At 65.0% G+C, this 25,417-nt stretch carries 25 protein-coding genes and 1 pseudogene; 18 read left to right on the top strand and 8 right to left on the bottom strand.

Going from position 1 to position 25,417, the window contains the following annotated elements; translation table 11 throughout:
• Positions 1-72: 72 nt before the first annotated feature.
• Complete coding sequence (smpB, locus tag F1640_RS00995; RefSeq protein WP_124808682.1) at positions 73-555, bottom strand: SsrA-binding protein SmpB; 483 nt, start codon at positions 553-555, stop codon at positions 73-75.
• A 182-nt stretch (positions 556-737) separates the two neighbouring features.
• Here smpB and F1640_RS01000 point away from each other — a divergent pair, with 182 nt between their 5' ends.
• Together F1640_RS01000 and F1640_RS01005 are read left to right on the top strand one after the other, a co-directional pair.
• Positions 738-1,874 carry a patatin-like phospholipase family protein gene (locus F1640_RS01000; protein ID WP_194917306.1) on the top strand — a complete coding sequence of 379 codons (1,137 nt, stop codon included), beginning with the start codon at positions 738-740 and terminating at the stop codon, positions 1,872-1,874.
• Positions 1,875-1,923: 49 nt separating this feature from the next.
• Complete coding sequence (locus tag F1640_RS01005; protein ID WP_194917308.1) at positions 1,924-2,706, top strand: 3-hydroxybutyrate dehydrogenase; 783 nt, start codon at positions 1,924-1,926, stop codon at positions 2,704-2,706.
• A gap of 129 nt (positions 2,707-2,835) precedes the next feature.
• Here the strand turns inward: F1640_RS01005 and dapA are convergent, their stop codons facing one another.
• Positions 2,836-3,717, bottom strand: coding sequence for a 4-hydroxy-tetrahydrodipicolinate synthase (gene dapA / locus F1640_RS01010; RefSeq protein WP_124808685.1), 882 nt, complete (start codon positions 3,715-3,717; stop codon positions 2,836-2,838).
• A 119-nt stretch (positions 3,718-3,836) separates the two neighbouring features.
• Between dapA and F1640_RS01015 the strand changes: the two genes are divergently transcribed.
• The 6 genes from F1640_RS01015 to F1640_RS01040 all read left to right on the top strand — a co-directional run bounded on the left by F1640_RS01015 (position 3,837) and on the right by F1640_RS01040 (position 7,992).
• Positions 3,837-5,837, top strand: a complete 2,001-nt coding sequence (locus F1640_RS01015; protein ID WP_255530146.1) for a lytic transglycosylase domain-containing protein — start codon at positions 3,837-3,839, stop codon at positions 5,835-5,837.
• Positions 5,838-5,914: 77 nt separating this feature from the next.
• Complete coding sequence (locus F1640_RS01020) at positions 5,915-6,403, top strand: GreA/GreB family elongation factor (protein ID WP_124808687.1); 489 nt, start codon at positions 5,915-5,917, stop codon at positions 6,401-6,403.
• Between the two features lie 40 nt (positions 6,404-6,443).
• Entirely contained in the window at positions 6,444-7,085 is a 642-nt protein-coding gene (locus F1640_RS01025) for a phosphoglycerate mutase family protein (RefSeq protein WP_194917311.1), read from the top strand.
• On the top strand, positions 7,085-7,276 hold the full coding sequence (locus tag F1640_RS01030) for a DUF4169 family protein (protein WP_194917313.1): 192 nt from the start codon (positions 7,085-7,087) through the stop codon (positions 7,274-7,276). The genes F1640_RS01025 and F1640_RS01030 overlap by 1 nt, the downstream gene beginning before the upstream one ends.
• Positions 7,276-7,479, top strand: a complete 204-nt coding sequence (locus tag F1640_RS01035) for a hypothetical protein (protein WP_194917314.1) — start codon at positions 7,276-7,278, stop codon at positions 7,477-7,479. The genes F1640_RS01030 and F1640_RS01035 overlap by 1 nt, the downstream gene beginning before the upstream one ends.
• A 3-nt stretch (positions 7,480-7,482) precedes the next feature.
• Positions 7,483-7,992 carry a hypothetical protein gene (locus F1640_RS01040; protein WP_255530147.1) on the top strand — a complete coding sequence of 170 codons (510 nt, stop codon included), beginning with the start codon at positions 7,483-7,485 and terminating at the stop codon, positions 7,990-7,992.
• 93 nt (positions 7,993-8,085) lie between these two features.
• Here the strand turns inward: F1640_RS01040 and F1640_RS01045 are convergent, their stop codons facing one another.
• Entirely contained in the window at positions 8,086-8,760 is a 675-nt protein-coding gene (locus tag F1640_RS01045) for an outer membrane protein (RefSeq protein ID WP_124808691.1), read from the bottom strand.
• A gap of 274 nt (positions 8,761-9,034) precedes the next feature.
• On the opposite strand from F1640_RS01045, the gene rlmN reads away from it, so the two are divergent.
• Entirely contained in the window at positions 9,035-10,282 is a 1,248-nt protein-coding gene (gene rlmN / locus F1640_RS01050) for a 23S rRNA (adenine(2503)-C(2))-methyltransferase RlmN (RefSeq protein ID WP_194917316.1), read from the top strand.
• Positions 10,283-10,409: 127 nt separating this feature from the next.
• Positions 10,410-11,636, top strand: a pseudogene (locus F1640_RS01055) (class I SAM-dependent methyltransferase); the annotation flags it as partial.
• A gap of 36 nt (positions 11,637-11,672) precedes the next feature.
• On the opposite strand, the gene F1640_RS01060 reads toward F1640_RS01055, so the two are convergent.
• Together F1640_RS01060 and F1640_RS01065 are read right to left on the bottom strand one after the other, a co-directional pair.
• Complete coding sequence (locus tag F1640_RS01060; protein ID WP_194917319.1) at positions 11,673-13,727, bottom strand: S46 family peptidase; 2,055 nt, start codon at positions 13,725-13,727, stop codon at positions 11,673-11,675.
• A gap of 219 nt (positions 13,728-13,946) precedes the next feature.
• Positions 13,947-14,789: a hypothetical protein gene (locus F1640_RS01065; protein WP_194917321.1), complete on the bottom strand. Its 843-nt coding sequence runs from the start codon at positions 14,787-14,789 to the stop codon at positions 13,947-13,949.
• Between the two features lie 274 nt (positions 14,790-15,063).
• Here F1640_RS01065 and F1640_RS01070 point away from each other — a divergent pair, with 274 nt between their 5' ends.
• The 3 genes from F1640_RS01070 (at position 15,064) to F1640_RS01080 (ending at position 18,435) form a co-directional block, all read left to right on the top strand.
• Complete coding sequence (locus F1640_RS01070; RefSeq protein WP_194921019.1) at positions 15,064-16,353, top strand: cyclopropane-fatty-acyl-phospholipid synthase family protein; 1,290 nt, start codon at positions 15,064-15,066, stop codon at positions 16,351-16,353.
• A 62-nt stretch (positions 16,354-16,415) separates the two neighbouring features.
• A complete protein-coding gene (gene aqpZ, locus F1640_RS01075) occupies positions 16,416-17,105 on the top strand; it encodes an aquaporin Z (RefSeq protein ID WP_124808694.1) in 690 nt (229 codons plus the stop codon).
• Positions 17,106-17,220: 115 nt separating this feature from the next.
• Positions 17,221-18,435, top strand: a complete 1,215-nt coding sequence (locus F1640_RS01080) for an argininosuccinate synthase (protein ID WP_194917323.1) — start codon at positions 17,221-17,223, stop codon at positions 18,433-18,435.
• An 886-nt stretch (positions 18,436-19,321) separates the two neighbouring features.
• Here the strand turns inward: F1640_RS01080 and F1640_RS01085 are convergent.
• Positions 19,322-19,744, bottom strand: a complete 423-nt coding sequence (locus F1640_RS01085; protein ID WP_124808696.1) for a CHRD domain-containing protein — start codon at positions 19,742-19,744, stop codon at positions 19,322-19,324.
• A 125-nt stretch (positions 19,745-19,869) separates the two neighbouring features.
• On the opposite strand from F1640_RS01085, the gene F1640_RS01090 reads away from it, so the two are divergent.
• Positions 19,870-20,868 carry a 2-hydroxyacid dehydrogenase gene (locus F1640_RS01090; protein ID WP_194917325.1) on the top strand — a complete coding sequence of 333 codons (999 nt, stop codon included), beginning with the start codon at positions 19,870-19,872 and terminating at the stop codon, positions 20,866-20,868.
• Positions 20,869-20,877: 9 nt separating this feature from the next.
• On the opposite strand, the gene F1640_RS01095 is transcribed toward F1640_RS01090, so the two are convergent.
• Entirely contained in the window at positions 20,878-21,657 is a 780-nt protein-coding gene (locus F1640_RS01095) for an enoyl-CoA hydratase (protein ID WP_194917327.1), read from the bottom strand.
• Between the two features lie 211 nt (positions 21,658-21,868).
• Between F1640_RS01095 and rpsF the strand changes: the two genes are divergently transcribed.
• Genes rpsF through rplI form a run of 3 tightly spaced genes read left to right on the top strand, consistent with a single transcriptional unit; the run spans position 21,869 to position 23,065 of the window.
• Complete coding sequence (gene rpsF / locus F1640_RS01100) at positions 21,869-22,231, top strand: 30S ribosomal protein S6 (protein ID WP_124808699.1); 363 nt, start codon at positions 21,869-21,871, stop codon at positions 22,229-22,231.
• Positions 22,232-22,234: 3 nt separating this feature from the next.
• Complete coding sequence (gene rpsR, locus F1640_RS01105; RefSeq protein ID WP_011445073.1) at positions 22,235-22,459, top strand: 30S ribosomal protein S18; 225 nt, start codon at positions 22,235-22,237, stop codon at positions 22,457-22,459.
• 12 nt (positions 22,460-22,471) lie between these two features.
• Complete coding sequence (gene rplI / locus F1640_RS01110; RefSeq protein WP_124808700.1) at positions 22,472-23,065, top strand: 50S ribosomal protein L9; 594 nt, start codon at positions 22,472-22,474, stop codon at positions 23,063-23,065.
• Between the two features lie 59 nt (positions 23,066-23,124).
• On the opposite strand, the gene F1640_RS01115 is transcribed toward rplI, so the two are convergent.
• Positions 23,125-23,697 (bottom strand): septal ring lytic transglycosylase RlpA family protein, encoded by a 573-nt coding sequence (locus F1640_RS01115; protein WP_194921021.1) that lies wholly within the window; start codon positions 23,695-23,697, stop codon positions 23,125-23,127.
• 106 nt (positions 23,698-23,803) lie between these two features.
• Between F1640_RS01115 and F1640_RS01120 the strand changes: the two genes are divergently transcribed.
• Positions 23,804-25,243 (top strand): AMP nucleosidase, encoded by a 1,440-nt coding sequence (locus F1640_RS01120; protein ID WP_124808701.1) that lies wholly within the window; start codon positions 23,804-23,806, stop codon positions 25,241-25,243.
• Positions 25,244-25,417: the final 174 nt, after the last annotated feature.

Genomic DNA, 25,417 nt, shown 5'->3' on the forward strand with positions numbered 1-25,417 from the left:
GTTTCCCGCCGCCCCACCTTCGGGCCGATTTCGCCGCTCTAGCCCTGCCCGCTTTCGAACCGGTGAAGCGCGTCAGCCGTGCTCCTTCATGATCCGCGCCTTTTCGCGCTTCCAGTCGCGTTCCTTGATCGTGGTCCGCTTGTCCGCCGCATTCTTGCCCTTGGCCAGCGCCAGTTCCACCTTGGCCCGGCCCCGACCGTTGAAATAGACCGACAGCGGCACCAGCGTCATGCCCTTGCGTTCCACCGCGCCGTGGAACTTGGAAATCTCGCGTTCCTTCAGCAGCAGCTTGCGCGGACGCTTGGGCTCGTGGTTGAAGCGGTTGCCGTGGCTGAATTCGGGCACGTTGGAATTGATCAGCCACACCTCGCCGCCTTTGACCTCGGCATAGCTTTCGGCGATCGATCCCTCGCCGAAGCGCAGCGATTTCACTTCCGTGCCGGTCAGCACGATTCCCGCCTCGTACACGTCCTCGATATGGTAATCGAAACGCGCACGGCGGTTCTCTGCGACGATCTTCTTCTTGTCGAAAGCAACGGGAGTCGGACGGGCCATGGTATCGAGCATGTAGGTGCGCGGCGGGCGAATTGGAACCCCGCAGGCAAATAGCGGCCGCTCCCGCCCGAAACGGTGCGAAACAAGGTCGCCGGCACGGGAACCGCTCTTGCACTTCCTTCGTTGCAGTGCACAAACCGGACCGGGATTTCCTCTGCGGGGATTCGCAAGCGGAGCAGCGCATGGCCAGATCGAAGGTCCGGCAATCTGAAGACCGAAATCAGGCGGATGACCGGGAACAAGTCGTTCTCGTCCTCCAGGGCGGCGGCGCGCTCGGTTCCTACCAGGCCGGCGTGTTCGAGGCACTGGCCGAAGCCGGGCACGATCCGGACTGGATCGCCGGCATCTCGATCGGCGCGGTCAACGCGGCGCTCATCGCCGGCAACCCGCCCGAACGGCGCGCGCGGCGGCTGCGCGAGTTCTGGGAACAGGCGTCCTCGCGCGTCCCCTTCCCGTCGCCTTTCGCGGAAGGGTTGGGGCGGCGCGTGTTCAACGAGGCAGCGGCGGCAACAGTGGCGCTAACCGGCATCCCCGGTTTTTTCGCCCCGCGCCTGACCCCGCCGTGGCTGGCGCTGCCCGGATCGCCCGAAGCGATCAGCCTCTACGATACCGCCCCGTTGCGGCAGACCCTTCTCGATCTCGTCGATTTCGACCTGCTGAACGAAGGGCCAATTCGTTTCAGCGTGGGGGCGGTCAACGTGCTGACCGGGAACTTCGCCTATTTCGACAACCACGACCGGTTGATCGAACCCGAACACATCATGGCCAGCGGCGCGCTACCGCCGGGCTTCCCGCCGGTGATGATCGACGGCGAGCCGTACTGGGACGGCGGCATCGTTTCCAACACGCCGCTGCAATACGTGCTCGACGAAAGGAACGGGCGCCCGCTGCTGGTGTTCCAGGTGGACCTGTTCAGCGCGCGCGGACTGATGCCGCGCACGCTGGCGGAAGCCGCGCAGCGCGAGAAGGACATCCGCTATTCCAGCCGCACCCGGCTCAACACCGACATGCAGAAGCGGATCGAGGCGCTCGAAGCCGCCGCAGCGCGGCTGGCGGACAAGCTGCCGGAGGACTTGCGTAACGATCCCGACGTGGCGCTGCTGCGCGCCAATTCGTGCGACAGCCCCGTCACCATCCTGCATCTCATCAACCGGGGCGAGGATTACGAAACGCAGAGCAAGGACTATGAATTTTCGCGCATGACGATGGAAGGCCACTGGCAGGCGGGCATGCACGACGTGCGCCGTTCCTTCGCCAGCCCGCGCTGGAAGAAGCGGCACCCGCCCGCCCGGGGCATCGCCACGCTGGATCTCGCCTGAATCTCAGAATCTTTTCGGGGACCGCCCCTAAAGCAACCGGAGCAAGTAAATGGAACTCAAGGACAAGGTCTGCATCGTCACCGGCGCGGCCAGCGGCATCGGCCTCGCCATCGCGAAGCGCTATGCCGCGGCGGGCGCCAAGATCGCGATCGCCGACCTCAAGATCGAGGCGGCGCAGGCGGCGGCCGACGGCATCAACGCCGACCATCCCGGCCAGGCGATCGCGGTGGCGATGGACGTGACGCAGGAAGATCAGGTCAATGCCGGCGTCCAGCAAGTGGTCGATGCCTGGGGCACCGTGGACGTGCTGGTCTCCAACGCGGGCATTCAGATCGTCAACCCGGTCGAACAGTTCGCCTTTTCGGACTGGAAGAAGATGCTGGCGATCCACCTCGACGGCGCCTTCCTCACCTCGAAGGCGGTGCTGCCGCACATGTACAAGCAGGGGTCGGGCACCGTGCTGTTCATGGGCTCGGTCCATTCCAAGGAAGCCTCGCCGCTGAAGTCCGCCTATGTCACCGCCAAGCACGGGTTGCTCGGCCTGTCACGGGTGATCGCCAAGGAAGGCGGGCCGAAGGGCGTGCGCACCAACGTGATCTGCCCCGGCTTCGTGCGCACGCCGCTGGTCGACAAGCAGATCCCGGAACAGGCCAAGGAACTCGGCATTTCCGAAGAGGACGTGATCAAGAAGGTCATGCTCGGCCAGACCGTGGATGGCGAATTCACCACGGTCGACGACATCGCCGAAGTCGCACTGTTCCTGGCCGCCTTCCCCACCAACGCGCTGACCGGGCAATCGCTGGTGGCCAGCCATGGGTGGTACATGAACTGACGCTCCGACCGTTCACAACCGACCATCGTCATTGCGAGCGCAGCGAAGCAACCCAGAAGTTTCACGCGGGACTCTGGATTGCTTCGCTATGCTCGCAATGACGAAACTACGAGGCGAAAACGCGGAGCGTTACACCAGCCCGGCGTGCTCCAGCGCCGCGTCCACCGCCTTGCGCGCGGCATCGCTGCACGGCACCAGCGGCAGGCGCATGTCCTCGGTCATCCAGTCGTGCACCCGGGTCAGCGCGTACTTGAGTGGTCCCGGCGAAGCGTCCTCGAACATCGCGTAGTGCAGCGGATAGAGCCGGTCGTTCAGCTCGCGCGCCTTGGCGATGTCGTTGTCGGCGCAGGCCTGCTGGAATTCGGCGCAGAGCTTGGGCGCGACGTTGGCGGTCACCGAAATGCAGCCCACCGCGCCCGCCGCGTTGGCGGGCAGAGCCAGCTCGTCATCACCCGAAAGCTGGCAGAAATGCTTGCCGATGCCCATGCGGTGATCGGTAACGCGCGAAAGATCGCCGCTGGCGTCCTTGATGCCCACGATCTTGTCCGGATAGCGCTTGGCCAGCTCGCATACCGTTTCCGGCAGGATGTCCGTCACCGTGCGGCCGGGCACGTTGTAAAGAATGATCGGCAGTTCGTTGTGCTCGGCCAGATAGCTGAAATGCGCGATCAGGCCTGCCTGGCTCGGCCGGTTGTAATAAGGCGCGACGCAGAGCGCCGCCGCCGCGCCGCTCTTGCGCGAGAACGTCATGTGCAGCAGCGCGTTCATCGTATCGTTGCTGCCGCAGCCCGCGATCACCGGCACGCGCCCCGCCGCCTGCTCCACGCAGACTTCGATCACGCGATGGTGTTCCGCGTTCGACAGCGTGGAGGCTTCGCCAGTGGTGCCGCACGGAACCAGCGCTTTCGAACCATTCTCGATCTGCCAGTCGACAAGGCGGCGAAACGCCTTCTCGTCAAACACTCCGTCGCGAAAAGGAGTCACCAGAGCCGGAATGGAGCCGGAAAACATGGACTTTGTTCCTCATTTTGCCGCAAGAACGGCGGTGATCGCCCCGTTGTGGTTGGTTTTGACCGACGAACCGGGCATGTTCAGCGCCTGATAAGGAGCCGTTCCATAGGATGTCCAGCATGGACGTGAAAACCGTGCTTCGCAAATTCGCCTGTACCGCGCTGGTCCTGCCGGGCCTCGCCGCATCCGTCGCCTGCCACGCGAGCGACAATGACGGCAGCGCGTGGGACCAGGCGCGCGCGCAACTGTCCGCCTCGCAACAGGGGCCGATGTCGTTCGCCGTCGAACGCTGGAAGCTGCTGACCTCGTCGAACCGCTTTGCCTTCAACGATTATGCGGGCTTCGTGCTTTCCTACCCCGGCTTCCCGGACGAGGAGAAGCTGCGCCGCTATGCGGAAAGCGCGCTGGACCGGGATTTCGCCGATCCCGCGCGGCTGGTGGCGTTCTTCGACCGGGAACCGCCGCTGACCAATCCCGGCCGCGCGCAATATGCGCTGGCGCTGCAAGCGCTGGGCCGGCCTGAAGCCGCGCAAGTCGCCAGGGCCGCATGGCGCGGCGGAGCGATGAGCGATTCGGCCGAATCCTCGCTGCTGGCGGGCTGGGGCACCACCTTCACGCAAGACGATCATGACGCGCGCATGGACGCGCTGCTGTGGGCCGGCGCGGCAGGCCAGGCGGCGCGCGAACTCGCCTGGGTTTCGCCGGCGCGCCGTCCGATCGACGCGGCACGCCTTGCCGCGCTGCAGGGAACCGACCCCTATGCCGCGGCCGCCGGGATCAACGGACAGGTCCTGAACAGCGATCCGGGCTTCGTCTACCAGCGCGTGCGCCAGTTGCGGAAGAACGGCGACGGTGTCTCGGCGCGGGCCTTGCTCTCCAGCCGGCCGCCGCTCGCGCGCAAGCCGCTGGATCGTGCCAAGTGGGTCGATGAACTGCTGATCAACGCGCGCGGCGCGGCATCGGCCGGCGATTCGCGCAGCACCGTGCGAATCGCGGCGGGAATAGACGATGCCTTCGATCAGGGCGAAGACGTCAGCCAGATGCCCTATGACCTGCGCGACGATTATACCTCGCTGATGTGGCTCGGCGGCACGCAGGCGCTGTGGAACCTGGGGTCGGGCAGCGACGCGGCCCCTCTGTTCTACCGCTATGGCGCCGCCGCGCGCACGCCGGGAACGCGGTCCAAGGGCTTCTACTGGGCCGGGCTCGCCTCGGCACAGGCGGGGCGCGGGACCGACGCGCAGCGCTATTTCGCCATGGCCGCGCAATATGCCGACCAGTTCTATGGCCTGCTTGCGCTGGAACGGCTGGGCAAGCCGGTGCCGCGCTTTGCCGTGGATTCGACCGCGCAGCCGACCCCGGACGAACGCGCCCGCTTCCAGAACGCGCCGATCACGCAGGCCGTGCGCGAAGTCGCCCGCAACGCCGACTGGCGCACCACCGTCCGCTTCTTCAAGGAAATCGCGGAACAGCAGCAGAGCGAAGGGCAGCACATGCTGGTGGCGGACCTTGCCCGGTCGCTGGGCCGGCGCGATCTGGGCGTGATCGTGGGGCAAGCCGCCGGTGCGCGCGGCTACCTCGATTTCCAGCACATTGCCTTCCCGCTGATTCCCGTGCCCGACAACAGCCGCGATACCTGGACGATGGTCCACGCCATCACGCGGCAGGAAAGCCAGTTCGCGCAGAACGCGATCAGCCATGCCGGCGCGCGCGGGCTGATGCAGCTGATGTCCGGCACCGCCAACGAACAGGCCGGCAAGCTGGGCCTTTCGTTCAGCTCGCAGGCGCTGATCGACGATGCCGGATTCAACATCCAGCTGGGATCGGCCTATTTCCAGCGGCTGATGAGCTACTACAACGGCAGCTATCCGCTGGCCGTCGCCGCCTATAACGCCGGCGCGGGCAACGTGAACAAGTGGCTGCGCGCCAATGGCGATCCCCGCACCGGCGGCATCGCCTGGGTCGACTGGCTGGAACGCATCCCGATTTCGGAAACGCGCAACTACGTGCAGCGCGTGCTGGAAAACGCGGTGGTCTACGAGGCAATGAACCCCGACAAGGCAAGCTACACCGGCGCCAATCCGATGAGCCACTTCCTCGGCAAACCGTCTCCCGGCTGATTTGGGTTCGCGCGCAGGCGCGGATGCGCGAACCAAATCCTCTTTCCAGACACGGCGCTTGGGCTAATACCGCACCGATGAAACCAGACGGCAATCCCATAACCCCCGCCGGCCTCGCCGCCCTGCGCGCGCGGTACGATCATCTGCTCGGCACTGAACGCCCGCAGATCGTCGAGGTGGTGAGCTGGGCCGCCGGCAACGGGGACCGGTCCGAGAACGGGGACTACCTCTACGGCCGCAAGCGGATGCGCGAGATCGACCGCGAACTGGCGTGGCTGGCGCGGCGAATGAAGGCTGCGCGGATGGTCGACCCGGCACGGCAGGAAGACCGTTCGCGCGTACTGTTCGGCGCCACGGCCGAGATCGCGGACGAGGATGACAACCGCAAGGTGCTGACTCTGGTGGGCGACGACGAGCAGGACGCGAGCGCTGGACGGATCGGCTGGAGCGCCCCGATCGCCCGTGCCCTGCGCGGCGCGCGGGTGGGCGATCTGCGCGTGGTGCGGCTGCCCGGCGGGGAGAAGGAGTGGGAAATCGTCTCCATCTCCTACCCTGATCCCGCCTGACCCCTTGGAATGTGCCGCGCTTTGCTGATACCAGCGGCGCATGAAATCCGGCCGCTTCTTCATCATGCGCCACGGCGAAACGGTGTACAACGCCTCCGCCCGGCTCCAGTCCAACCACATCCATACCCCGTTGACGCGGCAGGGATTCGAACAGGCGCTGGCCATGGGCAAGGCGCTGCGCGAGGAACTGGGCGCGCGGCCGCCGGTGGTGCTGCACATCTCGGAAACCGGGCGCGCGCTGCAGACCGCGGCGATCATCGCCGAGGCGCTGGAACTCGACTGGTTCGAGGCGCGCCGGTCGAACGCGCTCAAGGAAATCGACATGGGATCGTGGTGCGAACGCCGCTACGCCGATGTGGAAGCGGAGGAAGGGCCGGTGATCCTGGCCGATCACCTGCTGCGCCCAGCCCCCGATGGCGAGAACTATCCCGCCATCGCCAGCCGGCTCGAATGCTGGCTGGACGCCATCGAGTACGAAGGGCTCACCGACGGGCGCGATCACATCGTGGTCATGCACGGCATTTCCAGCCGCGTGCTGCGCGGTATGATGGCCGGCTATCCGGTCCACCCCGATCATGGCGTGCCGATCGCGCCGTCGCTGGTGCAGGGATCGGTGGCGCTGATCGAAGGTGCCCGGGAACGGGTTTTGTTCGGCGCCGAACGCGGAATCGAGCACGCCTGATGGGCGATGTCGTCAACCTGCGCCTTGCCCGCAAGGCCAAGGCCCGCGATGCGGCGCAGGGGCAGGCGGCGTCCAACCGCGCGAAGTTCGGCCGGACCAAGACGGAAAAGCAGCGCGATGCGCGGGAGACGGCGCGCGCGGAACGCCTGCTCGAAGGCGCGCGGCGCGGCACCGGGCGCGAGACGGACTGATGCGCACCACCCATGACGACGCGACGGTGCGGCTTTACCATCTGGATGGCGGCCCCGAAGGCGGCGCGGCGGAAACGCTGTTCTACGGCCCGCTGACCAAGGCGCTGGACATCGCCGCCGCGCAGTCCGAGGCGGTGCAGGACTGCCTGTTCCTGGCGACCGACAACGACGTGATCGCCTATCTCGACCTCATCGGGGAATAGCTCTTGCGCCGCCTTCTGCTCCCTGCCTGTCTGATCGGGGCCTGCCTGATCGGCCTGTTGCCCGCCGCGCCGGCCACGGCGCGCGACAGCCTGGGCATCTGGAACGTCTGGGGCGCTTTCCGCGATGCCGCCGTGCCGCGCTGCTACGCCATCGCCATGGCGCAGCCCGTCACTGGCCGCCCGCGCGATTTCCAGCCGTTCTTTACCGTTGGCATCTGGCCCCGGCGCAACGCCCGCAACGAAATCCACATCCGCCTTTCGCGTCGGATCGGGCCAAGCGGCCGTGCGGTGCTGTCTCTGGGTGGCCAGTCGTTCGAACTGGCGACCGGGCAGGCCGATGCCTGGGCGCAGGACCCGCGCATGGATGCAGCCATCGTCGCCGCGCTGCGATCGGCGCGGGAAATGACAGTCTCTGCCCGCGGGCGTGACGGCCGGCTGTTTCGCGATACCTATCGCCTTCCCGGCGCGGCCAGCGCGATGGACGCTGCCGCGCTGGGATGTGCCGGGCGGTAGAGCAATCCCGCACAATCGTTCGCGCATGGAAAAGCGGGCCGGAGTTTCCCCCGGCCCGCCCTTCCCGCCCGCAAGCGGATCAGCCTGCTTCCGTCAGAAGCGCAGACCGTAGGTCACCGCGATCTGGTGACGGTCGGTATCCACGTTGAAGCGGCTGCTGTCCGGCGTCTGGCCGCCGAAATCGAACTCGCCCTTGCCGTAGTGCGAATAGCGGTATTCGATGCGGCCGAAGGTCTTCGGGCTGAACGCATATTCCAGACCGCCGCCGACGCGGTAGCCATCGAGGTCGATCCGCTGGTCCAGCGTGGTCGTGCCATCGCTGCCAAGCACGCCGTAACGGGCGTTGGTATAACCGCCCTTCACGTAGAGCAGTGTCTTGGGCGACATCGCATAACCGACCCGCGCGCCCACATAGACGTCACGACCAGCCGAAACCCGGCCCAGGTTGAACGTGTTGGGGCGCGCGCCCTGCGCGGTCCACTTCGCGGTGCTGTCGGTCAGTTCCGCATCGGCGCCGACCACAAGGTTGCTGCCCAGCGGCACGTCATAGCCGATCTCGCCACCATAGAGCAGGCCATCGATCGACTGCTTGAAATTGCGGGTATTGTCGATGTCGACGCTGCTGCCCGACCGGCTCTTGTCGTAGCCCAGCGTCACGCCGACGCGCGGGCCCTTGAAGGTTTCCGAAGGGGCAGCCTCCTGCGCGGACGCGGGGGCTGCCAGCGCAAGCGCGGTGCCGGTGGCGAGGATGGCGCAGATAGTCTTCATTGTTCACTCCATTCGCTTGTTGTCTGTCGGTTTTGCGACCCGACAGGACTTCTCGAATGGATGAAGCCGCAGCTTGTTTCATGAACCTAACACAACGAAAATGCTGCGATATTTTTACAACACCTCGTGCGATGAGGCCCCCTGTGCACGGGACGGGCGGGGGAACCCGTCAGCGCCCGTCATGTTCGCGCGCGTGCGAGCGGAGATTCCACCGTCGATGTTCGCGTTTCCCTCGGGACTGGCGATTTCGGGGAAAATCCGTATATGGCCAGCCATGACATCCATTCCGATCATGCCGATCCCCGGACACGTCGATCCGGTTCCCGTTCCTCGCGACGTTACGCCACGCGCTGACGGGCGCGTCGATCTGATCGGTCTTCCCCGCCCGCGCATCGCCGAACTGTTCGCCGAAGCCGGGCTGGACGCCAAGGCGGCGAAGCTGCGCGCCAAGCAGGTTTTCCACTGGCTGTACCATCGCGGCGTCACCGATTTCGACGCGATGACCGACATCGCCAAGACCATGCGCCCGTGGCTGGCGGAGCGCTTCGTCATCGGCCGGCCCGAGATCGTCACCGCGCAGGTTTCCAGCGACGGCACGCGCAAGTGGCTGCTCCAGACGGCGGACGGCCATGACTTCGAGATGGTGTTCATCCCCGATGCCGACCGGGGCACGCTGTGCGTCTCCAGCCAGGTGGGCTGCACGCTCAACTGCCGCTTCTGCCACACCGGCACGATGCGCCTGGTCCGCAACCTTACGCCTGGCGAGATCGTCGGCCAGGTCATGCTGGCGCGCGATGCGCTGAGCGAATGGCCCAAGGGATCGATGGCGGGCCTCGAGGAAGACGAGGACGAGCGTACCTACACGTCCGACGGACGCCTGCTCACCAACATCGTGATGATGGGCATGGGCGAACCGCTCTACAACTTCGACAATGTGCGCGATGCGCTGAAGCTGGTGATGGATGGCGACGGCCTGGCCCTGTCGAAGCGGCGCATCACCCTGTCCACCAGCGGCGTGGTGCCGATGATGGAACGCTGCGGCGAGGAAATCGGCGTCAATCTGGCCGTGTCGCTCCACGCCGTGACCAAGGACGTGCGCGACGAGATCGTCCCGATCAACCGCAAGTTCGGTCTGGATCAACTGTTGCAGGCCTGCTCCGATTACCCCGGCGCATCCAACGCCCGGCGCATCACGTTCGAATACGTGATGCTGAAGGACAAGAACGACAGCGACGACGACGCCCGCGAACTCGTGCGCCTGATCCGGCAATACAAGCTGCCCGCCAAGGTCAACCTGATTCCGTTCAATCCCTGGCCCGGCGCGCCCTATGAATGCTCGACGCCGGAGCGGATCAAGCGCTTTGCCGAGATCGTGTTCGAAGCCGGCATCAGCGCCCCGGTGCGCACACCGCGTGGCCGCGACATCGATGCGGCCTGCGGCCAGCTCAAGACCGCCGCGCAGAAGATGAGCCGCGCGGAACTCGACCGGCTGGCGGACGAAAAGCAGGCGGCGCTCGGCTGAAGGAACAGGCAGGTTCAGCCGATCCGGTCTATCTATCGGGTTTGCGGCGCAATTTCCTGTCCCCAATCCGCCTAACCATCGTTAGGCTGCGTCCTCGAACACCGAAATGAGGTCGCCCGCGATGTCGATGCTGCTGCTGGACCGCGTGCTCAGGCGGATCATCCGCCGGGGTACGCTCACCCTGACCGAACACTCCGGCAAGGTCCGCACCTATGGCACGGCGGAACCTGGCTGGCCGGATCTCGGTCTGCGCCTGCTGGACGCGGGCGTGCCCGGCTATATCGCGCGGCACCCCACGCTGGGCCTTGCCGAAACCTTCATGGACGGCCGCATCGCCATCGAGGGCGGCGACATCCTGGACTTCATCACGTTCGCGCGGCGCAACAACCCGTGGGAGCGCTCGGGCGATTTCGAGGCCAAGGGGCTGGGCGGCCGGATCGTCGAACGGATCGTCAGCCGGATCGACCAGATCAACCAGCGCACCGCCTCGCGCCGCAACGTGGCGCATCACTATGACCTGGGCGATCCGCTCTATGACCTGTTCCTCGATGCCAGCCGGCAGTATTCCTGCGCCTACTGGGCGGACGGCGTCACCACGCTGGAGCAGGCGCAGATCGCCAAGATGGACCACATCGCCGCCAAGCTGGCGCTGAAGCCGGGGATGCGCGTGCTCGACATCGGCTGCGGCTGGGGCGGCCTGGCGCTCCACCTGCACCGGGTGGCTGGCGTGGACGTCCACGGCGTGACGCTGAGCCGGGAACAGATCGCCTATGCCAAGGCCTGGGCGGAACGCGAGGGCGTGGCGGACAAGGTGACCTTCGGCCTCACCGATTATCGCGACGTGACGGGGCGGTTCGACCGGATCGTCTCGGTTGGCATGTTCGAGCATGTCGGCGCGGCCAACTTCCCCGCCTTCTTCCGCAAGTGCCACGATCTTCTGACGGACGACGGCGTGATGCTGCTCCACACCATCGGCCGGTCCGATCCGCCGGGCGGCACCGATGCCTTCACCCGGAAATACATCTTCCCCGGTGGCTATATCCCGGCGATGAGCGAGACGCTGGCGGCGATCGAGCCACACAAGCTGATGCTGGGCGATATCGAGATCCTGCGCCGGCATTATGGCCTGACGATTCGCGAATGGTACAAGCGGTGCGCCGCCAACCGGGCACGGATCGAGGAGCTCTATGACGAGCGGTTCTACCGCATGTGGATGTTCTATCTGGCCGGCGCCGCGACAGCGTTCGAATACGGCGGGCTGGTCAACTTCCAGTTCCAGATCGTGCGCAACCGCGATGCCGTGCCGCTGACGCGCGATTACATCGGCAGGGCCGAAGCGGAGATGCGTGCCGCACGCGGCAGCACCTCCGCCCCCGATCCCTGTGCTGCGTCAGCGCTTCACTTGCCGGAAAGTTCCCTGACCAGCGCCGAAGCGGGGGTAAATCCTTTCCAGCGCCTGCTGCACCGCCGCCGTGCTGACCACCACGGTGCGGTTCACATCGGGCTGATAGCCATAGTTGCCGCCGAGCGAATGGATGTTGCCATCGAACGCGGCGCCAATCACCGCGCCGTCCTTGTCCACCACGGGCGAACCGGAATTGCCGCCGATGATGTCGTTGGTCGTCACGAAGTCATAGGGCGTGGACTTGTCGATCTTTGCCTCGTTGGCAACGAAGGCCTTGGCCAGCACGAACGGATCGGCCCCCGTGGCGCGCGCGAACGCGCCGCCCATGGTGGTTACCGGGGCCACGTCCTGCCCGCGCTCCTTCCAGCCCGCGACCTTGCCGTAGCTGATGCGCAGCGTGAACGTGGCATCGGGATAGACGCTGTCACCATAGGCAGCGAAACGCGCGTCGGCGAGCTTTGCGCCGGCGGCCGCCAACGGTCCCTGATAGCGTTCGTCGACCTGCTTCTGGAGTTCGCGATCGCGCGCGTCGAGCTGGCGGGCATAGGCGATCAGCGGATCGGTGGACGCATCGATCGCCGCCTTGCCGCCCTGCCACAGCGCCTTGCGCACCGCCGGATCGGCCAGCGTGGTGCCGCCCACGAGCCGCGCCGCCAGCCCTTCGGGCGATTCCCGGCCCAGCATCAGCCTGGTCTGCGCATCGTCCGCGCCCAGCGCCTCGCGCGCCTTGGACAGGCTCCATTCCAGCTTGAGCTGCTCCAGCCACGGATAGATCGGCCGTTCGTCCAGCACTTCCTTTTCCAGCAGGGGCAGCTGCGAATCAGTGAAGCCGGGCAGCCGCTCGGCATTGGGCTTGGCCCGTTCGTCCGCGGCACGCACCAGCGACTGCGCATAATCGTAAAGGTCGCTCATCGGGTGGATGAAGCGATAGGGCAGGTAGAGATCGCGATAGGCGCCGACGGCCTTGGCGACATCGCCCCATGGATTGCCGATCGCCGCGTTGCCGGCGGCCTTCGCCTTGAGCGCGGCTTCGTTATCGGCCAGCACCTTGACGAACGCCGGATCGTTCAGCGCCTGCTCACGGCCGATGAACATCTTGAGGGTGTTCTCGATGCCGAACAGGGTATCGCCGCCTTCACGCTTGCGTTCGGCACTCTGCTCCATCGCCGAAAACAGGCGTCCGCGCAGTTCGGACAGGACGCGGTTGTTCAGCGGCAGCGAAACCGCGCGCTGGAAAGCCAGCTGGTCGGACGTGAACAGGCGCTGCGTGGAACCCGGATTGCCGACCACGAACGTCGCCTCGCCCGGCTGCGGCGCGCGCGGGCTCCACTTGAGGAACGCCGCCACCTTCACCGGCTTGCCGTTCTCGTAGGCCCGCAGGAACGAGGCATCGAGCGCATAGCGCGGATAGTTGAAGTTATCCGGATCGCCGCCGAAGAACGCGGCCTGGAACTCGGGCGCCCAGACCAGGCGCACGTCGGAATACTTGCGATAGGTGTAGAGCTTGTACTGCCCGCCGCCGAACAGCGTGACGACCTGGCAGCGCGTGGTCGCCGTATCCTTGCAACCCGCCTTCTCGATCTCGGCGATCTTGGCGTCGCGCGCCTTGACCAGCGCCTCGCCCGCCAGCGCGCCGATCGCGCCTTTCACGTCCGCCGTCACATCGGTGATCGCGGTAACGACCTCGGCCTGCTGGCCGGGGCACTTGCGCTCCTCCTCGCGCCGGGCGGCGATGAAGCCGTTGGCGACGAGATCGGCCTGCTGCGTCGAAAGGTTCTGCGCGCATTCGACCACGCAGTGATGGTTGGTGAGGATCAGGCCATCGGGCGAAACGAAGCTGGCCGAACAGCCGCCGGTCAATCGCACAGCGGAGGCACGCACGCGATCGAGCCATTTCTGATCGGGCGCCCAGCCATAGTCCTTCTTCATCGTCGCGGCGGGGAACGCATCAAACGTCCACATGCCTTCATCGGCATGGGCCGGCGCGGCAAGCAGGAACGGTGCGGCAACGGCCGCGGAGGCGAGCAGAAAACGGCGCATGAGCAGAGGTGTCCTTGTTGAGATAGGCAGCGAAGTTGACGACGTTGACACGGTCCTGCGAACCATCGTCAACCGTCCTCCAGCCGGCATCGCGGGCGCAAAGCTACGGGCGCGCGCAGACGGAAAAGCGGTTCCGGCTGAAATCATGCGCCGGGGGGTGCTACGGCCAGGAAAGCCTGATTTATTTGCTTTTATTCGCCGGCGGAGAAGCAATTTATCTTATTTAACCCCTTTTTCCATATAAGGCTGAATGAAAATTGTAATAATTAATGGAACAAAGACCGTCAGAAATACTGTAAATATCAAATTCCGAACGTCAGCGTCCCTCCTTGATCTTCCAAAAGAGAAATCTATTATAGGAAATATGCGCCTATACAATCTCGAAGACCAAGGAACTACAATAAATAGTAAAATGCTGCAAGGATATATAATTATATATAAATTATCAATTTTATTCTTTCCATACATATTATTTAAAATGGATATTAAAAATATGATGCATAAAATCATCATCACGGCGACAAAAATAGATAAGATAATATGAGAGAATCTGTGATGCAAAAAAAATGATTGAGGCTGATATTGCTTCATCAAATTATCAAACACAGCTTCTAAATGATTTCTACGGTCATGTTCAGATTTTATTGTCAATCTTACAAAAGGACTATATTCTCCACCAATCCTAAATCTTATACAGTAATCACTAGAATAACCTACATCTGCATTTACAACAAAGGGCTTAGAAGGTTCGAATTTAAGAATTTTAATCATTTCATGAATATTAATACGGTCAGTCTTTACGCCATTAATCCACTCAACTTCATATTTGACTAGATTTATCCTCATAGCCTCACGAACTACGTCACGCATTGGGTCATCGTATGATGGCGAGACTTGGCTTGCCAGCGCTATATCTAATGAGGCACGAGAAATTTCATTTTTCTTCGCTAAGTCATCTAAAAAAAAAGAAGCAATCTCTTGAAGTCGATCGTCAAGCGCGGTCAAAAAATCCTCATCCACAAGAAGAGGCGTGAAATATTTCTTTTCTTGTGTAACCAGCATACCCATCGCCTTCAACGCAGCTAAAACTGAGCCCCTCGGCCTTCATCCGTATTGATAGAAAATTACGGACGATGGTCAACTGACAGTTGAAGGGTCGCCGTAGTAATCAGTTGGACCCTCGTCGATAGAAGGTTTCAGCATTAAGAAGCTCTACCTACAAACCTTTACCCCCAAAGCCGGCATTCCTGCCCCCCCACGCAACCTACGCCATTGTCCGCCACATGGTTCGATTCCCCCTTGCCTCGCCTCCGCTTTGCCATAGTCTCCCATGTCGATGTGGCTGCTTGACCAGATGCTTCGCCGGCTGATCCGCAAGGGTCGGCTCATCGTCATCGATCACGATGGCAAGGAATACGCCTATGGGCCGGGCACGGACGCGCCCTTGCGCATCCGGCTGACCGACAAGGGCGCCTCGACGCACATCGCGCGCTATCCGCGCGTGGGCGCCGGCGAGGCCTATATGGACGGGCGGATGGTGATCGAACCGCCGCACGACATCCGCGATCTGGTGCTGTTCGTGGCGCTCAATGCCGAAGGCGATCACGAGCGCGCGCTGGGCGCCAAGGGGCCGCTGCGCAAGCTGCTGGACCGGGTCGCCGCCACGGTCGACAGCTTCAACGACCGGCGCTCGGCCCGCAAGAACGCCGAATATACCTACAACCTCACCCGCCGGCTCTACGAGCTGTTCCTCGATGAGGACCGGCAATACACCATGGCCTATTACCGCGATCCGGCGATCAGCCTGGAACAGGCGCAGCTCGACAAGAAGGCGCACATCGCGGCCAAGCTCAATCTCGACCGCGCCACCTCATCGGGCAAGCGCGTGCTCGATATCGGCTGCGGCTGGGGGGGCCTGGCGCTCTATCTGCACCGGCATTACGACGTGGACGTGCTGGGGGTGGCGCTCGCGCCCGACCAGATCGAGTTCTGCCGCGAACGCGCGGCCGAGCTGGGCGTTGCCGACCGCGTGAAGTTCGAGCTGATGGACTATCGCGACGTGCAGGGCGAATTCGACCGGATCACCTCGGTCGGTCTGCTGGAGCATGTGGGCACGCCGCAGTATCCGGCGTTCTTCGAGCATACCCACCGCCTGCTCAAGCCTGATGGCGTGATGTTCTCGCATTGCTGCGGCCGCGCCGGCCCTCCCGGCTCCACCGATGCCTGGACGCGCAAGTACATCTTCCCCGGCGGCTACATCCCCGCGCTGTCCGAACTGGTGAGCGAGAGCGAGAAGGCCGGCTGGCAGGTGACCGACGTGGAAGCCATGCGCTTCCATTACGCGCACACGCTGGAAGAATGGTACAACCGCACCCGACTGCACCGCGACGAGATCGTGGCGCTCTATGACGAGCGGTTCTACCGCATGTGGGAATTCTACCTGGCCGGGGCGGAGCAGGCGTTCCGCTATGGCGGGCTGGTCAACTGGCAGCTCCAGTACGTGAAGCGGCGCGACGCGATCCCGATGATCCGCGACCGGATGGTGGAGGAAAGCGCCCGCCTGCGCGCCAACGATACCGCGCCGGCCTGGCATCTCGATCCCGCGCTGAAGCAGGCGGCGGAATAGCCAGCCCGCGCGGCAACGATACCAAAAGGGGAAAAAACCCGGGTAAGTGGAGAGGAACGATCATGATCAAGAGACTGGCTGCCGAGGGATTCGGCACGTTCTGGCTTGTGTTCGGCGGGTGCGGATCGGCCGTGCTGGCCGCCGCCTTCCCCCAACTCGGCATCGGGTTCGCCGGCGTGGCGCTGGCGTTCGGGCTGACGGTGCTGACCATGGCCTATGCGGTGGGCGGCATCTCGGGCGGGCATTTCAACCCGGCCGTGTCGCTGGGCCTCGCCGTGGCCGGGCGCTTCGGCTGGAAAGACCTGATCCCCTACTGGATCGCACAAGTGCTGGGCGCGGTGATCGCGGCGGCGGCGCTCTATGCCATCGCCAGCGGCAAGGCCGGCTTCGAAGCGGGCGGCTTCGCCTCGAACGGCTATGGCGCGCTCTCGCCCGGCGGCTATTCGCTGCATTCGGCGCTGCTGATCGAAACGATCCTGACCGCCGGCTTCCTGATCGTGATCCTGGGATCGACGTCCTCCGCCGTTCCGGCCGGGTTCGCGCCGATCGCCATCGGCCTCGCGCTCACGCTGATCCACCTGATCTCGATCCCGGTGACCAACACCTCGGTCAACCCGGCGCGTTCGACCGGCGTGGCCTTCGTCGCCACCACCGACGCCCTCCACCAGCTCTGGCTGTTCTGGGTGGCGCCGCTGGCGGGCGCGGCGATCGGCGGGCTGATCTGGAAGACGCTGCTGACCACCTCGGACTGACGGCGCCCTTCAACCACCGCTTTCCTGCGCGGCCGGTCCGGATGGGCCGGCCGCTTGCGATACGGCCCCCGTCCTGTTACGCGCCGCGCGCTTATCTCACGGGGAATCGCCGATCATGTCCGATATCAAGCGCGTCGTCCTTGCCTATTCCGGCGGCCTTGACACCTCCGTCATCCTCAAGTGGCTGCAGGTGACCTACAATTGCGAGGTGGTGACTTTTACCGCCGATCTCGGACAGGGCGAGGAACTCGGGCCGGCGCGGGCCAAGGCCGAACTGATGGGCGTGAAGGCCGAGCATATCTACATCGACGACCTGCGCGAGGAATTCGTGCGCGATTTCGTGTTCCCGATGATGCGCGCCAACGCCCGCTACGAAGGCGATTACCTGCTCGGCACCTCGATCGCGCGGCCGCTGATTTCCAAGCGCCTGATCGAGATCGCCAAGGAAACCGGCGCCGACGCGGTTGCGCACGGCGCCACCGGCAAGGGCAACGACCAGGTCCGCTTCGAGCTTTCGGCCTATGCGCTCGATCCCTCGATCAAGGTGATCGCCCCCTGGCGCGAATGGGACCTCACCAGCCGCACCGCGCTGATCGCCTGGGCCGAAAAGCACCAGATCCCCGTGCCCAAGGACAAGCGCGGCGAAAGCCCGTTCTCCACCGACGCCAACCTTCTGCACACCTCGTCCGAAGGCAAGGTGTTGGAGAACCCGTGGGACGAGACGCCGGACTACGTCTATTCGCGCACGGTCAACCCGGAAGACGCGCCCGACCAGCCGGAATACATCACCATCGATTTCGAGAAGGGCGATGGCGTAGCGCTCAATGGCGAGGCGATGAGCCCGGCCACGCTGCTGACCGCGCTCAACGAACTCGGCCGCAAGCACGGCATCGGCCGGCTCGACCTCGTCGAGAACCGCTTCGTCGGCATGAAGAGCCGCGGCATGTACGAAACGCCGGGCGGCACGATCTATGCCGTCGCGCACCGGGGCATCGAATCGATCACGCTCGACCGCGGGGCCGCGCACCTCAAGGACGAGCTGATGCCCAAGTATGCGGAGCTGATCTACAACGGCTTCTGGTTCGCGCCCGAGCGCGAGATGCTGCAGGCCGCGATCGATCATTCACAGGCGCGCGTAAACGGCACCGTGCGGCTCAAGCTCTACAAGGGTCTTACCTCGGTGGTCGGCCGCAAGTCGCCCGACAGCCTCTATTCGGAACGGCACGTGACGTTCGAGGACGATGCCGGCGCCTATGACCAGAAGGACGCGGCCGGCTTCATCAAGCTCAACGCGCTGCGCCTGCGTCTGCTGGCCCAGCGGGACCGCTGAGCGGTCGGGAACCGGTCAGCATCCGAATCAGAAAACGAAAGCCGGCCTCTCTGACGGGGCTGATTCAAGTTGTCCACCGCAAACCGATTGCCTGTGGATAACTTCCGGGGTTTCCGCTTGCGCGACTCAGGCCGCAGGCGCAGCATTGCCTTGTCGAAAGGGAAAGCGACCCGAAATCTGAAGCGCAAGCCGATGAGTTCAGGAGTTTTTCTCCAGAGACCCGATCTGGAAAGTACGCGTTTCAATCGGCCGCAGGGTATCATCCGTGCCCGGTGGAGCGAGGACGTGTGACCGGACAGATCGTCACGGTGAGTGCATCGAAAACGCCAGCGGGGCGTATCGCGCGGCAAGGGCTCTGCCTCCACCCGGCGCGAAAGGTCTGGCTACGGCGAAAGCGGAACGCAGCGCCGATCCTTCAGACCCGCGGGGGTCCGTCCGACGGCGCGCCATCTCGGCTCGACCCGAGGGAGCGGTGCCCGGACACGAAGGGAAAACGCCCGCCCATGGCCGCAAGGCCGGCAGCGGGAACCAACGCCGCCCCTGCTCCGCCGGCAGGATCCGGCCCGGATGCAGGAAGCGTCAGTTGCCGAAGGTATGCGCAAGCATCGCCCAGGCAACGGCCTAGGGGCTTCGCGCCCCGGATGGCGCGCTTTCGGACAGAAGGCACGGTCTGGCGAAGGAACCCGCCTGAGGGCGGCGGCAGTGGAGGCCGGCAGCGATGCCGGCCTCCATTTGCGTTAGGGCGATTGTATCGCTGGCGAATGAGACGCTTGGATTGCCCACCCCGCTGCGACTAACGCCGCCTGCGGCGACGCAAGTCTCGCTCCCCTCCCGCTTGCGGGAGGGGCTGGGGGTGGGAATCACCTTGCTCCCTGCCTCGCGAAGATCACGGCTTGGCGAGCTGTCCCCGCACCGCGCCCTTGGGGAAATCGTCGGTGTGGATGTTCACATAGAACCCTGCCGGGTCCGCGAGGATCTTCTTGATCTGGTCCGGCTCCATGGCGATGCAGGCATCGCTGGTCGGCCCGGTGACTTCCAGCGTGGCCAGCGGCGGCCCATCGACGCCGGCCGCGCCGGTGTGCACGTGGGCCATGGTCGGCTTGGCGATCTTCGCGCCGGACAGCGTGTAGCAGAAATCGCCGCTGTCGGGATCGAGTTCCGCGCGGAACGAACCCGTGCCGTCGGGATCGCCGCCCGCCGGCTCGTTGGCGCCGGCCAGCGTCGCGGTCAGGATCGTGGTCGCGGCGAATGCGGGGGTAACGGCAAGCGACAGCGCCAGAGCGGGCGCCAGCAGGATAGCCTTGTTCATTGCAACGTCTCTCCATCGACCGGAGATACGGACTCGCCCCCGGCCCGCCGCTAGCGATACACCGCACGCGCGCCGCAAGGAACCATGGCCTTGCCGGATCCGCGCCGTCGATCCATGAGCGGCACATGACGTCCCCCAACGCCTTGCCCAACGCCTTGCAGAGCATCGACATTCTCGTCACCGCCCCGATCCGCTCGGGCGTTACCGAAGCGCTCGAAGCGACCTTCACCGTGCACCGGCTGTGGGAGCAGGACGATCCGGACGCCTTTTTCGCCGCACACGGCGCGCGGATCCGGGGAATCGCCACGACCACACTGTTCGGCAAGGTCCGCGCCGACCTGATCGAACGCCTGCCCGCGCTGGAGATCATCGCCAGCTTCGGCGTGGGCTACGACAACGTGGACGTCGCCGCCGCCGTGCAAGCCGGCGCGATCGTGACCAACACCCCCGGCGTGCTGGTGGACGAGACGGCGGACCTCGCCCTGGGCCTGCTGCTGGCGACGATCCGGCAGATCCCGCAAGCCGAACGGCATTTGCGCGCCGGGCTGTGGCCGCAGGAGCGCTTCCGCCTGTCCCCCTCGCTGCGCGGCCGGCGCGTGGGCATCCTCGGGCTAGGGGCCATCGGCAAGGCGATCGCGCGGCGGCTGGAAGGGTTCGGGGTGGAAATCGCCTACCACGGACGGACCCGGCAGCCAGGCGTGGATTACCCGTGGTATCCCGATGCCCGTGCGCTGGCGCAGGCCTGCGATGTGCTGATCGTCGCCGCGCCGGGAACGGCCGAGACCGACAAGATGGTCGATGCCGCGGTGCTCGCCGCGCTCGGCCCCGACGGCATCCTCGTCAATATCGGGCGTGGCTCGATCGTGGACGAGGACGCGCTGGTGGCGGCGCTGGCGAATGGCACCATCCTCGCCGCCGGGCTCGACGTCTACGCGCACGAACCGCGGGTGCCCGAAGGCCTGCTTGCCCATCCCCGGTCGGTGCTGCTACCGCATGTCGGTTCCGGTTCGGAACGGACGCGCGCGGCGATGGGCGCATTGCAGGTGGAAAACCTCGTCCGCTGGTTCACCGATCGCGCGCCGGTAACCCCGGTGCCCGAAACGGCACACCTCGTGCCGCGTTGAGAGTTCGGCTTACCCCTTCTGGCTGCGGCCGCGTTCGATCACCGCGCGGCGTCGCGCCTCGACGTCGCCGGCGCTGACCTGGCTGTTGGCCGCCACGGACACGCGATGTTCCAGCGCGATCGCCTCGCCGAACGGCAGCGCATAGCCATCGTCGATCAGCTTCTTGTAGGCGGTGACCATCGCCGGATCGGCCCCGGCAATGTCGTGCGCCAGCCGCTTCGCCGTGGCGAGCAGGTCCGCCGGCGGGACCACGCGATTGACCAGCCCCCAATCGACGGCAGTGCGCGCATCGATGAAATTGCCCGACAGCGAAAGCTCCTTGGCACGGGCGATGCCGATCAGGCGCGAGAGTTTCTGCGAAAGGCCCCAGCCCGGCATGATGCCCACGCGCGCATGGGTATCGGCGAAGCGCGCGTTCTCGGACGCGATCAGGATGTCGCAGGCAATCGCCAGTTCGAACCCGCCGGTGATGGCGACGCCGTTGATCGCGCCGATCACCGGCTTGCGGCACTGCTCGATCGCCTTGACCGGGTTCTCCTCCGCCGCCTCTGCATTCGCCGCGCCCAGGTTGGACGTGTCCGCGCCCAGTTCCTTGAGGTCCAGCCCGGCGGTAAAGGCGCGCTCCCCTGCTCCGGTCAGAACCACAGCGCGGATGCCGTCGTCGCCGTCCAGTTCCTGCATGGCGCGGGCAAGGCTGGCCCGCATGGCGCGCGACAGCGCGTTCATCGCCTCCGGCCGGTTGAGCGTGACGATGGCAACCGCTCCTTCGCGATCGACGGTAACGGGCATCGGACATCCTCCCGGAGTTGTTTCGTGCCATTATGACCCCTTGCGTGACGCGCGATCAAGCCCGCGAACGGACCGAAGCCCCTTGCGTTCCGCCTGGAATCCGCTAAGGGCCGCAGCTTCCCGTGACTTACGGGATTCGAAGAAAGCCGGAGGGGCCCCGCAATCCCGCGGATCAGCCAGCGATCGGTTAGAAGATGAAAGGACGCGAAGCATGCCGCTTTACGAGCATGTCTTTCTGGCGCGCCAGGATCTGAGCCAGGCTCAGGTCGATGCGCTTGCCGCCACCGCCACGGAAATCGTCGAGAGCAACAACGGCAAGGTCACCAAGACCGAGACCTGGGGCCTCCGTTCGCTGGCCTACAAGATCCAGAAGAACCGCAAGGCGCACTTCGTGATGCTCAACATCGACGCCCCCGCCGGCGTGGTGGCCGAGCTGGAGCGCCAGACGCAGATCAACGAAGACGTCATCCGCTACATGACGATCCGCGTGGACGAGCACGAAGGCGGCCCGTCGGTGATGATGCGCAAGAACGAACGCGACCGTAGCCGTCGCCGCGAACGCGAAGGGGAATAAGAGATGGCTCGTCCGTTTTTCCGCCGCCGCAAGAGCTGCCCGTTCTCGGGCAAGAACGCGCCGAAGATCGACTACAAGGACGTGCGCCTGCTGCAGGGCTTCATGTCCGAACGTGGCAAGATCGTCCCCAGCCGCATCACCGCGGTTTCGGCCAAGAAGCAGCGCGAGCTGAGCCAGGCGATCAAGCGCGCCCGGCACATCGGCCTGCTGCCCTACATCGTCAAGTAAGGAGCGCTACCCATGCAGATCATCCTGCTCGAGCGCATCGAGAAGCTGGGCACCATCGGCGACGAAGTGACCGTCAAGGACGGCTACGCGCGCAACTATCTGCTGCCCAACAAGAAGGCGCTGCGCGCCAACGAAGCCAACCGCAAGGTCTTCGAAGCCAACCGCGCCCGCATCGAAGCCGATAACGCGGCCCGCCGCGAGGAAGCCGGCAAGGAAGCCGGTTCGGTCGAAGGCAAGGAAGTCGTGCTCATCCGCGCGTCGTCGAACGCCGGCCATCTCTATGGTTCGGTTTCGGTCCGCGACATCGTGGAAGCCCTGGTCGATCAGGGCGCCAAGGTGTCAAAGGCGATGATCGTTCTCGAACGCCCGATCAAGACCATCGGCGTGTTCCCGGTCCGCGTTGCGCTGCACCCGGAAGTTTCGGTTCAGGTCAAGGTGAACGTCGCCCGTTCGCCGGACGAAGCCGAACTCCAGTCGCAGGGCGTCAACGTGATCGACGCGATGTTCGACAACGAAGCCGGCGGCTTCACCGAGGAAGTCGATCCGAACCTCGAACCCGGCGAAATCCCGGCGGAACTGCTGGAAGAACGCGCCGCGGAAGCCTGATCGCTTCGCGACAAGCAAACGGAAAAGGGGCGCCCCACGGGTGCCCCTTTTTTGTTGTGTCAGAACCCCGCCGCCGAAAGCTGGCCGCGCAGGTTGCGCAGGATCGGTTCGGGAACGGGCGGCAGCGGGCGCGCGGGCTGGCCCCGGCGCAGGCGGGCACGGTCCTCCTCGGCAGGTTCCACCCGGCGCACGCGCACCGCCACCTGGCCCTGCGCGCGCACGCCGAGTTGGTCCGCCGCGCCGCGCGACAGGTCGATGATCCGCGCACGGCCGGCGAACGGTCCGCGATCGTTGACCCGCACGATGATCCGGCGGCCGCTATCAAGCGCGGTAACTTCCACGTAGCTCGGCAGCGGCAGCGTGGTATGCGCGGCGGTGATCCAGCCGGGAATGAACGCTTCCCCGTTGGCGGTGCGGTTACCCGATTCACGGCCATACCAACTGGCATAGCCGAGCATATCATAGGTGGGGCTGGCGGCGGGCACGTAAGTCTGCCCACGCACGGTATAGGCCGGACCGATCCGCACCGGCGTATCGCTGACCGGACGGAAACCGCCACCACCGCCGCCCGCGCAGCCGGACAGCGCCAGCAAAAGCGCCATTGCCCCACCGATATTCGCCCGAAACCGCATCATACCTTCTTAACCTGCCGGTCCCGCCCCGGCCATAGCGGTCCGCTCCGCCGTGGCGGCATAAGCCGTCTTTGCAGCGTCACCGATTGCGCGCTACATACTGCCGATGGATACACCTGAAACGATCATCACCGAGCTTTCCCGCATTTTCGACGCCGCCGTGGCCTGCCTGCGCGCGGATATCGCCGCTTTCGCCACGCAAGGCACCCCGCCCCCGCCCGAACGGCGCCACGATGGCAGCTACTGCTATCCCGAACTGCGCATCCACTTCGATGGGCAGACATTGGGCGACCATTCGACGCGCTCGTTCGGCCGGCTGATCGAGCGCGGCACCTATGCCTGCACCGTGACGCGGCCGGCGCTGTTCGAGGACTACCTGGCGGAGCAGCTCGCGCTGATCCTGTCCGACTACGAAGTGCGGATCGAAGTCTGCCCGTCCCGGCAGGAAATCCCGTTTCCCTACGTGCTGGACGGCAGCGACGGCGCGCAGATGAACGGGGTGACGCCGCAGGATCTGGCGCAGCACTTCCCCACCACCGAACTGGCCCGCATCGGCGACGAGATTGCCGACGGGCTGGACGTGCCCGAATACGAAGGACTGCTGCCGCTGTCCTTGTTCGATGGCCTGCGCACCGATTTCAGCCTTGCCCGGCTGGCGCATTACACCGGCACCCGGCCCGACGATTTCCAGCGCTACGTGCTGTTCACCAATTACCACCGCTATGTGGATGAATTCGTGGACTGGGCGGCGCAACAGGTGGGCGATGGCCATCACATCGCGCTGTCGGGCGCGGGCGGGCTGTACCTTGATGCGCCGGTCGACAACGCCCGTGCGCGCCTGTCCGACACCGCCTGGCGGCGGCACCAGATGCCGGCCTACCACCTGATCGCTCCCGATCGTTCAGGCATCACGCTCGTCAACATCGGCGTCGGCCCGTCCAACGCCAAGACGATCTGCGATCACCTGGCCGTGCTGCGCTCCGAAGCCTGGCTGATGATCGGCCATTGCGGCGGGCTGCGCCCCACCCAGAAGATCGGCGATTACGTGCTCGCCCACGCCTATCTGCGCGATGATCACGTGCTTGATCCCGTGTTGCCGCCGGAAATCCCGATTCCCGCCATCGCCGAGATTCAGCGAGCGCTGGCGCAGGCGGCGGAGATGGTCAGTGGCACCGGCGGCGCGGACCTCAAGAAGCGTATGCGCACGGGCACGATCGTCACGACCGACGATCGCAACTGGGAGTTGCGCTACACCCAGTCCGCACGGCGGTTCAGCCTGTCGCGCGCGGTCGGCATCGACATGGAAAGCGCCACGATCGCGGCGCAGGGCTATCGCTTCCGCGTGCCCTACGGAACGCTGTTGTGCGTCTCCGACAAGCCGCTGCACGGCGAGATCAAGATGCCGGGGCAGGCCAACCGGTTCTACGAGGAAGCCATCGCCGCGCACCTGGCCATCGGCACCACCACCTGCGCGCTGCTGCGTGCCGAAGGCCCGCGCCTGCACAGCCGCAAACTGCGCGCGTTTAACGAGCCTCCGTTCCGGTAAACCGCTCGCTCCGATTGTGACAGTGCCGCCGGATGCGATTCGCGTGGCGGCACCGGTCACAATCGGCGTTCCGATTGAAAAAGGTGGATGGCGCGGCCAGCTTTCGCCGCACCGCCAAAGCCGCACAAATTACTGATTTTTTTGTACTATATTCGGCAGCACCTCGCCAGCGCA

The sequence above is a fragment of the Novosphingobium sp. NBM11 genome, from assembly GCF_015390225.1.
Classification (GTDB): Bacteria; Pseudomonadota; Alphaproteobacteria; order Sphingomonadales; family Sphingomonadaceae; genus Novosphingobium.